The organism is Candidatus Obscuribacterales bacterium, assembly GCA_036703605.1.
Classification (GTDB): Bacteria; Cyanobacteriota; Cyanobacteriia; order RECH01; family RECH01; genus RECH01.
In genome coordinates this window covers 1-9,605 of record DATNRH010000131.1, presented here as the reverse complement: position 1 = coordinate 9,605, position 9,605 = coordinate 1, and the positions used below count along the sequence as shown (strand labels likewise).

The following is a 9,605-nucleotide window of genomic DNA, read 5'->3' as shown; positions in this document are numbered from 1 at the left end:
CGTCTTCCTCTTCCTCTTCCTCTTCTTCTACTTCTACTTCCAGACCAGGATCTGCATCCAACGCTTCAGGACGATCAGGACTAGGCTCCATCAGGTCGTCCAACGCTTCAGGCGGCGGCTCTGAAAAGTCGTCCGTATCTTGAGGCTCTAGATCAGGTAACGCATCATCAGCCTGAGCTATGTCTAGAGCAGTTTCATCCTCTACTGAATCTGCATTGGCCGCATCGGCTGGGGCAGCGATCGATCGATCGATCTCACCAACAGCTCCCCCCAAGGAAGATCCATCATCTAGGGAAGGCTGCTCCATAGACGAGGTCTCTGACGATGATGACGACATCTCGGCACGGGCTGCGGGCGTGATGACCGCGCTAAGTACCAGAACAGTCCCGATACTTGAGGTCAAAAAGTAGCGGAAAAAAGACATAGGGTGCGTCCTAGTAGATTGATCTAGTCCTTCCGAAGGATAATGAATCACGGTTGTTATCGGATACCTGCAGACGGGTGTTGACATCTTCCCCTTCCCATCGCTAGGTGATCAGGCTGGAGATGGCTTGGATCGCCCCAACGATAGTCTGCTTCACAGCCAAATAGTTAGACTGAGTGACCTCAGCCCCACTGTCTTGACGTCACTAGCATGGTCGCGTCTCCATGGCCAACGGGCAACGAGCCTGTAGCTTGGTAGGCAGACTACAGGAATCAGAAAGGCTTTCCTGAGCAAGTATAGCGGGCTTGGTCAATAGATTCGAGGGTTAGGGCTTGCTGATCATTCATCAAGGCTTGTAGGAGATGCCCCACATGCAGGAAGGATGATGGGTCAAGAGCCGCGCAGAGACTAGCTTCATGGGCGATCGCTCGAATATGTCCCCCACTGATTGGAAACTGATCGGCCAGCCACTGCCAAGGCAGATCGCCCAGGGGGATAGATGGCGGAAAGGCCTGTTGCCACAGCAAAAGGCGATCGCTGGCCGTGGGCATAGGAACGGCCAGATGCTGATCCAGTTGGCGTCGCCAATGAAGGGCGATCGCTTCGGGGCGAGGGCTGGTCAACACCGTGAGGCTGGGTTGACGCCATCGCAGGGCTAAAAATCGGTTCAGGTCTGCCTGGCTCACCGCTGTTGTGCGCCCAAACCATAGGTGTGCTGACTTAAGCATCAGCAGGGTAGGGGCCTGGGCTTCGATGTCTTGCAACAGAAACCCGACCTGGGAGGGCTCCACTTGGGCTAGGTCAACCCAGGCTAGAGATGTGGAGAGCTGGTGGGCGATCGCCTGCACGGCTGCCCTCTTGCCTGTGCCGGGGGCTCCCGTCAACGACACCACCTGTCCAATCTTCAGCGTTCCTGCTCCTGCGACCTGCTGCCATTGGTCGTCCACCTGGGGCTGGATCTGTAGGCGATCGGCCATCTGGTGTAGTGCATTCAGCAGAGACTGGGGCAGGACTAGATCAGTCCAAGTGACTGTAGGCGCTTGCTGGATCAGATAGGATGCGGAATATGGCTCCGGACTCAAGATATCAAAACGAGGTAACACGTCACGTCCTAGACGGGAGGAGCCCACAGGTGCAAAGGGTTGAAAGTCTGACACCATCGCTGAGGCTTCCAAGAGGCTATCTAGATCGGCCGCTGTGGGGCGATCGCTTAATAGAAAATCAACCAGCGGATCCGCCAGACGCACCACGGAATTGAGGCGGGTATCATGGCTGCGGGTGGGAATGTCCAACAGACCCCGCCGCACCAGCACCGCTTCTGGTGTGAACGATCGGCGGGCCTGACTCCACTCCGTATCATTGCGGCAGAGGAGGCGCAGCACCAAGTCAATCGTCGGCAGATCATTGGGCATGATCTCGTCATCGCCCTTCAGGTAGCGATAGATGCGGGCATAGCGACGATTGATTTCTGGAGCCAAGCACAGCAGGCTGAGGTTTTTTTCAAAGACGGTCAAATTTAAGCGATCGCGCAGGAGGGGCAACGCTAGCAGCACACCGGTGGACTGACTCGCCTGCACCCGCAGCTCAAGCTGCTGCTGATAGCCTAGCTTGGCTGTGGACGGGCTAGCAGGCGGCTTGCGGCAATCATCATAGGCTGCTTTGCCCTCTAGAGATACAATGCCCTGCCACCAGTGGCTGGAGACGCGATCGGCTTTATTTTGGGCAATGCGATCAATCTCTTTCGTTTGCTTCCGCTGCCGGGCTACTGCCGCCATCAACAGGTGATCTAGCCAGCTCAATTCGGTTCTTAGATAGCTCCAATTGTCGGCAAATCGTTCGATCTGATGAATGGACATAGCGCAGAAGGTACCAACGGTGTGAGTGCGATCGCTCTCAATAAGCAGGAGACTCGTGACAGAATGCCCAGTCTTAGGCAGAGATGCCCAAGGCTTGCCCTTGTTTCCGCAAAAACTCTAGGGGTAAGCCATCGGCATCAGCGATAAACGCCACTTCATACACCGCCGCTCCAATGATTTGCTGCGTAGGCGGCAGCAAAACCTGCAGCGGTGCCAAATCTGCGGGCAGCCGCTGATCTAACTCTGCTAGCCATTGGGGTAGGCTATCGATCTGATCGGTGAGATCAAACGATAGGTGATAGTACCCGGTATAGTGCTCATCGCTGAACGCGTCTGCCGCTGGTCTTGGCTCAGGCACCTGCAGCAGCTCAATCCGCCCACCCAATCCTTCCATCCAGCAGGCTAGGGTAATGCCCGCCGTAAAGCGCTCGGTGACCCCAAACCCTAGCTGTTCATAAAAAGCGATCGCTTGATGAATATTCGCGGTGCGGATCGAGGCATGATGCATCATCGGTTTCGTGTCGCGGCGATCGATATGCATCTAGTGTAGCGATTGCTGGGGTGTGAGTGATCGTTACTGGCAAGCCGTGCGCAAATGGGCCATGACGAGACAAGACGGGCGGGTGCCCCCTGTGGAATAGGTTGAGGATCTGCGGGGGCGGTAGGTGTCTTCAAACCGGGGATTAATCAACACCGAATCTTCAATCCGGCTGTCAATAATGGTTGGGTTAATCAGCACCGAATCCTCAATGCGACTGTTGGTAATCGTGGGCGACGAGCGATGCTGTTCCCAACGAGGGGTAGACCAGCGGACGGTGCTGGGATACTGGGATGGCGTGGACAGGTAATAGCGATCGCTCTGATCGCTATAGAACGGCATTGTGGAGTTGTAATAGTAATCAGACTGCTCGCCGTCAATCACAATCACTGTGCTCTCTGAAATGCTGGAGGAGGAGCGATTGGTGTATACCTGAGCCAGTTGTGTAGTGCTTTCTACGGGAACGTGCGGATAGGAATGGGCCGCAGCGGGCGCAGCCACGACACCCATGAGCCCAAGCCATAGGGGCAGCGATCGCCCGGAAACGCGCATCCAAGACAAGATGGACGGGCGGACAAATGGGGTATGCATGATAAACCTCGGAGTTGATTTAGATCGTGAATCGCATGAATCTCAATGGAGGTAGCGCACAGAAGGGTTTCGTTCAGCCTAGTTCTAGGCTAACGCGCTGGGTCAAAGTTCTTGCTACAGTTTAAAGACATCTCATGCAGGGAAAGAGGTTCCCGCTAGGCAGGCGATCGCGCCCCATGGGGTCACTGTTGTTAAGCTACTCATCTAAGCCACCCATCACTGTGACGACTGAAAAACCAGACTTGATTCAACGCTTCTACCACTTAGGCAAAGATGCCTTTGAGCGCGGGCAGTATCGCACTGCCATCGAGCACCTTGAAAAAGCCACAGCTTTAGTGAACCGCATCTCTCCCTTGGGAGGTGAAGTGCAAATGTGGCTGGTGACGGCCTACGAAGCGGCGGGTCTGCGGGAGGAGGCGATCGCCCTTTGTGAAACCCTCAGCCGTCATCCGGACTACACCACCAGCAAGCAGGGCCGGCGATTGCTTTACATCCTCAAAGCGCCTCGTCTCAAAACCCGTCCTGAATGGATCACGCCCATCCCTGACCTCGGCAACCTCGAAGAAGGTTCGTCTACCGCTGGGCAGGGCGTATCGTCCTATCGTCCCTCGTCCAGCCGTCCGTCGAAACCGCGGCCCAAGCCTGAGCCTGAGCCGATTGACTGGAGTCAAGTCAAAACCGAAGATAATCGCTTTGTTTGGGTGGCGCTGGGGGCGATCGCGCTCACCCTCGGTGGTTTAGCATGGTTCATCTAGGGTTAGGATGCAGCAGGTTAGGATGCGCGGGATCGGCAAGATGAACATGAACAATCACGGCTACTGGCGGCGGCTCTGGGTAGCGATCGCCCTGGTGATGTCGTTGGGCCTCTCGGGCTGTGTGGAAGCAGAATCGGGCATTGACTATCGCGATCAGGTGCATGGTACCTTGGTGCAGCAGGTTCACCTCAATCCCGGACTCAGTCAGCTCCAGCGGTTTACCGCCGAGCAGTGGTTGAATGCGGTGGGCGATCGCCTGGCGGCCCTCCCGGAAGCTAGCCAATTGCGCACAGAGGACGGCTGGCAGATCCGCATCCCGTTCCACAACGGAGCCGATCTCCAAGATAAGTTCAATCACATCGGACAGCAGATTTTCTCCCCCGATGCCCTGGCTAACCTCAGCGGCATCGACCGTCCTGTATCCGCTGGGCAGTCTCAGTTAACGGTGCAAGAACGCAACCTGATTGTGGTGCAGCGCAATCGGCTAATCTACGATTTGGATCTGCGATCGCTTTGGACGGATCAAACCTCCGTTTGGCTACCCCTACAATCTGTGATGGACTGGCAATTTACCCTGAACACTCCCTGGGGAGCCCGAATCAGTTCTAATTCCCTCCCCCCCAGTCGCCAAGAGGCTGATCAACTCACCTGGTCTCTGCGCCTCGATGCGGCTAATCACATTGACGTGACCTTTTGGGTGCTCAGCCCCCTCGGGGTAGGAGCCGTGGTCATTGGGGTGCTGGTGGTGCTGGGGCTAGCGATCGCCCCTCAACGACGTCCGGCAGCAGCACCGCGATAGGCGACCTGCGCTATGGAGCGGCATCGCCAGTCCTGTTGATGATCGGACATGCTCTCCCAACCTATATGTGCTATCCATGCAGCTTCATTCCCTTGCTAAGTGGTTTCGTCCCCTTCTGGGAGACACTAAACAGATTGCCATTGTCGAAGCCTGTGTCATTGGATTAGTGTCGGGTTTAGCCGCCGTCACCCTGAAGCATGGAGCTGGTTGGCTGGGCGGCTGGCGGATTCAGATTGCCCACCAATATCCCGCTTGGATCGTCTTACCGCTGGTGGGACTCATCGGTGGCGGGCTAGCCGGTCTCTTGGTGCAGCGCGTGTCTCCAGAAGCAGCAGGCAGCGGTATTCCCCAAGTGAAGGCTGCCCTCAGCCAGGTACCCATTGCCCTCAACCTGCGGGTGGCGATCGTCAAAATGTTCAGCGTCATCCTGATCCTCGGGTCTGGATTTAGCCTAGGACGACAGGGCCCCACCGTCCAAATTGGAGCCGCCCTAGCCTCCCAACTCAGCCATTGGATTCCCACCTCGCCAGAGTATCGGCGGCAACTCTTGGCCGCTGGGGCAGCCGCTGGGCTCGCCGCAGGATTTAATGCCCCCATTGCTGGGGTGCTGTTTGTGGTTGAGGAATTGCTCCAGGACTTTTCTGGCCTCACCCTAGGTACGGCGATCCTGGCCTCCTTTGTGGGCGCTGTCGTCTCGCGGGTGTTGGGCGGGCAGGGGCTAGGCATTGGCCCCATGAGCGCCCTAGAGATCAATTTCTCTCTGATCGACGTACCGTTTTTTATTTTGTTGGGAGCCCTAGCAGGCCTCCTCGGCACCTTATTTAGCCATGGCATTTTCCTAAGCCTGGCGATCAATCGCCGCTTTCGGGGGTTAGGACTGCCTTGGAAAGTGGCGATCGCTGGTCTACTATCCGGGGCGATCGTGGTTCTACTGCCCCCCGAATTTCGCGACAATACCGGCCTGCGCGACTTCTTAATCGGCACGGGTCAGGGCTGGCGGCTGCCGCTGTTGGCCTTTAGCGTGAAATTTTTGCTGACCTTAGTGGCCTACGGCTCCGGTGCGCCGGGAGGAATTTTTGCCCCAGCTCTGCTCCTCGGCTCCTCCCTGGGCTACCTCGTAGGACTCTTCAGCCATACCGTGGAAGGGGCTGTGGGGGGAGCGATTGCCCCTGGCTTAGAACTCACCTCCGCCACCACCTATGCCTTGGCTGGCATGGGAGCCTTTTTTAGCGCTATCACCCGAGGGCCGATCACCGCCATTGTGATTGTGTTTGAAATGGTGTCGGACTTTAACCTTGTTCTGCCGCTGATGATCGGCTCCGTCAGCGCCTACCTCGTGTCCGAACGTCTGGTCAGCGGTTCCCTCTACAACCGACTGCTGACCATGCAGGGCATTAACCTGGATAAACTGGAGAATCAAGACACCAGCCTAGCTAACCTATCCGCTGAAACCTTCATGCAGCGGCGGGTTGAAACCCTATCTAGCGAAATGCCTTTGCCGGAAGTCATCCAGGCCTTCTCGCGATCGCACCATCGTGGCTTCCCCGTCGTCGATCAAGGCAAACTGGTGGGAATTGTCACCCAGTCCGACCTGGCCGATGCCTCCCGGCGCAATGGATCCACAGGTCACCTGCGTCTGGTCGATATCATGACTCCCCAGCCCGTGACTGTGTCATCCCACGATTCCCTGGTGCACGTTCTGTATTTACTCAATCGCTTCAAACTCAGTCGCCTACCGGTCACCGATCGGCAGCGACTGGTCGGCATCATTACCCGCGCCGATATTATCCGCGCCGAGTCCGACCAGCTTAGCGGCGAACTCTCTTCTTTTGGCCCCCAGCCCGAACCCTCCTACGTGGTCTACCAAACGCGATCGCCCTCCACGGGGCAAGGTCGGCTTCTGGTACCCCTAAGTAATCCCCAAACCGGGCCGCTGCTGCTCAAACTTGCCATTGTGCTGGCCCGCGATCGCAACTACGAGCTCGATTGCCTGCAGGTGATCACCGTCCCCCGCGGTACACCACCCTCCGAAGCCACCGTTCGCACCACTGCCAGCCGTCGGCTGCTGCGTCAGGCCGAATCTCTGGGACGATCCTGGGGCATCCCAGTGCATACCCAAATCCGGGTAGCCCATGATGCCGCCCATGCCATGCTGGAAACCGTCAAAGATCATCATATTGACCTGATCTTAATGGGCTGGAAAGGCAATACCTCAACCCCCGGTCGCGTCTTTGGCAACGTTGTTGATACGGTGATTCGCCAAGCCGCCTGTGAAGTTCTCCTCGTGCGCCTCAGCGAAACCCCCAGCTTCAATCGCTGGCTGCTGCCGGTGGCCGGCGGCCCCAATGCCCAGGCTGCTCTGAAACTGCTGCCACCCCTCCTGAGCCTAGGACAAGCTCCCCTGGTGCGCGTATGCCAAATTTTCCCCACCGCCAAGGGCGCAACGGATGTTTCCGCATTACAGAGTGCAGTGGAGCAACTGCGGCGCTACTTATCCTATCCCGTGATTCCTCGCGCCATCGTCAACGATGCGATCGCTGATTCGATTGTCACCCTAGCTCAGGAAGAACATTGTGATGTGATTGTTCTAGGAGCTAGTCGAGAAAGCTTGCTAAAACAGGTCATTCAGGGCAATATTCCAGAAGCGATCGCTCGCCATAGCTCCTGTACCGTTATTTTAGTCCGCGATATGCTCGAAGCCGATGAGGTCGAGTAAGTCCACTAGACTTCATCAGAACTGGGAAAGCAATCGATTCTTAGTCCGAAACCGATCGATCTTATAGTTGCTCGATCCATTTGGATGTTGAACAACTAATCGCCGACAAGATCTACTATGGATGTAGCTGATAACTCTGTTGCTTGGTTGCACTAGATATCAATCTCAGAATATCAATCTCAGATAAGCTTATCTAAATTCTCGGCTTATGTATTTAAGTTTGTATTTTAGAGATGCATCCACGTTCAAAAAGAACATAACGTTTACGTACAGCGAACGGGCTATCTCTTCGTCATCGCTGGAGAGATGCCCTAACTCTGGCGATCGCCCCTCTGCCAGATCTGCCGATGACGGCACTCGTGACTCAGTTGCTGCACTTTCGCCCTGGCTCGTCTCTCAGAAGGAAGAGTTGAGCGCTAGAGGGATTGTGCTAGCGTGTTGCATAATGCCTTGGGTCAGGCAACTGTGCCGGGCAAGTCCATCAAAATTACGGGTATCTTGAGCCCCGGCGATCAACCCGGTCTCGACCAAACTCGGGGGATAGCTCAGCTTGTAACGTGTCATAAGGTGATGGTTTGGGAGCAAGTCTGGGCCTTACGGTACAGCTCGCGGTGCAAACCCATAGCTCAGTCGTGCGGTTAGGAGAGAAACCATGCAGATGCAACGAATGTTAGCGATAGCTCTAGGAATGGCCGTCGTTGTCGCCCCTGGCAGCATGGCAGTGGGGATGCAGCCTGCCCAAGCGGTGGAGCAATCTACCGCCAGTCTCTTTGCCAGCCTCCTAAATCAGGGGCGACAGCAGGCAGAGCAGGGGCAGCTAGAGGCAGCGATCGCCACCTACAGCCAGGCTATTCAAGCCGATGCCACCCATGCCGAGGCCTATTTTCATCGCGGCATTGCTTACCATGATCTGGGAGATTATCAGCTCGCCATCGCTGACTTTTCCAGGGTGCTTCAGATTCGCCCCGACCATCCAGAAACGCTATACAACCGGGGAGAAGCCTACGCTCACACAGCCAATGCCGAGGCGGCGATCGCCGATCTGACCCAGGCTATTGAGCTAGCCCCCGAGGTTGTGCAACCCTACTTAGATCGCGGCCTTGTCTTGGCGGCCACCGGCAACCTACCCCAGGCTCTCAGCGACCTAGATGCGGCCATTGCCCTGGCCCCCGACAACGCCGATGCCTACTACAACCGAGGCAAAATCTATACCGAACTGGGCAATGCCGAAGCCGCTCTTTCAGACTTCAACACCACGCTCCGCCTCAATCCTGAGCTGGCTGAAGCCTATGGCAATCGCGGTATTTTGCAGTACCAGCTCGGTGACTCCCAAGCCGCCATGGCCGATTTGCGCCAGGCGGCAGCGCTATTTCATGCCCAGGGCGATCGCCCTGGCTATGAGCAAACTCTGTACTTTATACAGCAGGTGCAGCAGGGAAGCGAGCAAACTCCGTAAGGTGAACACTCTCAATCCTCTGAACAGGTGTTCAGTGGTAACGATTCTCAGTATCATAGAGAAAAAGCCAGGGAACCGAATCGATGGCTAGGTCTCGTTCTACAGAGAAATCTTCCATGCCAGCGGCTGACGCACCAACCTGTGACGAGCCGCTGGTGCATTTAGATAACGTGCGCCAAGTACAGCCTGAGGTGCTCAGCACTGCCAAGGCCCAGCGGATGGCGGAATTTTTTAGCGCCCTTTCTGACCCCCACCGGCTTAAGCTGCTGTCAGCCTTAGCCCGGCAAGAACTCTGTGTGTGTGATCTGGCTGCTGCGGTCAAAATGGGCGAGTCAGCGGTATCCCATCAGCTACGGGTGCTGCGATCGCAGCGTCTAGTCACCTACCGTCGCCAGGGTCGTAACGTCTACTATGGCCTGGCCGATGACCATATTATGACCCTCTATCACGAAGTCGCCGAACACTTGGAT

9 protein-coding genes are annotated in these 9,605 nt (G+C 56.3%); 5 read left to right on the top strand and 4 right to left on the bottom strand.

Translation table 11 applies throughout. The features are described from left to right. From V6D20_02715 to V6D20_02700, 4 genes are all read right to left on the bottom strand, one after another. Positions 1-424 (bottom strand): hypothetical protein (locus V6D20_02715; GenBank protein ID HEY9814706.1); only part of this gene is annotated, 424 nt, incomplete at its 3' end. A 272-nt stretch (positions 425-696) separates the two neighbouring features. Beyond that, the gene (locus V6D20_02710; GenBank protein ID HEY9814705.1) at positions 697-2,280 is read right to left on the bottom strand and encodes a hypothetical protein; all 1,584 of its coding nucleotides are present in this window, start codon (positions 2,278-2,280) and stop codon (positions 697-699) included. A 73-nt stretch (positions 2,281-2,353) separates the two neighbouring features. Next, the gene (locus V6D20_02705; protein HEY9814704.1) at positions 2,354-2,791 is read right to left on the bottom strand and encodes a VOC family protein; all 438 of its coding nucleotides are present in this window, start codon (positions 2,789-2,791) and stop codon (positions 2,354-2,356) included. A 63-nt stretch (positions 2,792-2,854) separates the two neighbouring features. After that, entirely contained in the window at positions 2,855-3,409 is a 555-nt protein-coding gene (locus tag V6D20_02700) for a hypothetical protein (GenBank protein HEY9814703.1), read from the bottom strand. Between the two features lie 221 nt (positions 3,410-3,630). On the opposite strand from V6D20_02700, the gene V6D20_02695 reads away from it, so the two are divergent. The 5 genes from V6D20_02695 to V6D20_02675 form a co-directional block, all read left to right on the top strand. Next, positions 3,631-4,164, top strand: coding sequence for a tetratricopeptide repeat protein (locus tag V6D20_02695; GenBank protein ID HEY9814702.1), 534 nt, complete (start codon positions 3,631-3,633; stop codon positions 4,162-4,164). Between the two features lie 40 nt (positions 4,165-4,204). Continuing rightward, positions 4,205-4,963 carry a DUF3153 domain-containing protein gene (locus tag V6D20_02690; protein HEY9814701.1) on the top strand — a complete coding sequence of 253 codons (759 nt, stop codon included), beginning with the start codon at positions 4,205-4,207 and terminating at the stop codon, positions 4,961-4,963. A gap of 76 nt (positions 4,964-5,039) precedes the next feature. After that, complete coding sequence (locus V6D20_02685) at positions 5,040-7,679, top strand: chloride channel protein (protein ID HEY9814700.1); 2,640 nt, start codon at positions 5,040-5,042, stop codon at positions 7,677-7,679. A gap of 652 nt (positions 7,680-8,331) precedes the next feature. After that, positions 8,332-9,135, top strand: a complete 804-nt coding sequence (locus V6D20_02680) for a tetratricopeptide repeat protein (protein HEY9814699.1) — start codon at positions 8,332-8,334, stop codon at positions 9,133-9,135. A 116-nt stretch (positions 9,136-9,251) separates the two neighbouring features. After that, the coding region (locus V6D20_02675; GenBank protein HEY9814698.1) for a metalloregulator ArsR/SmtB family transcription factor at positions 9,252-9,605 on the top strand (354 nt) is incomplete at its 3' end.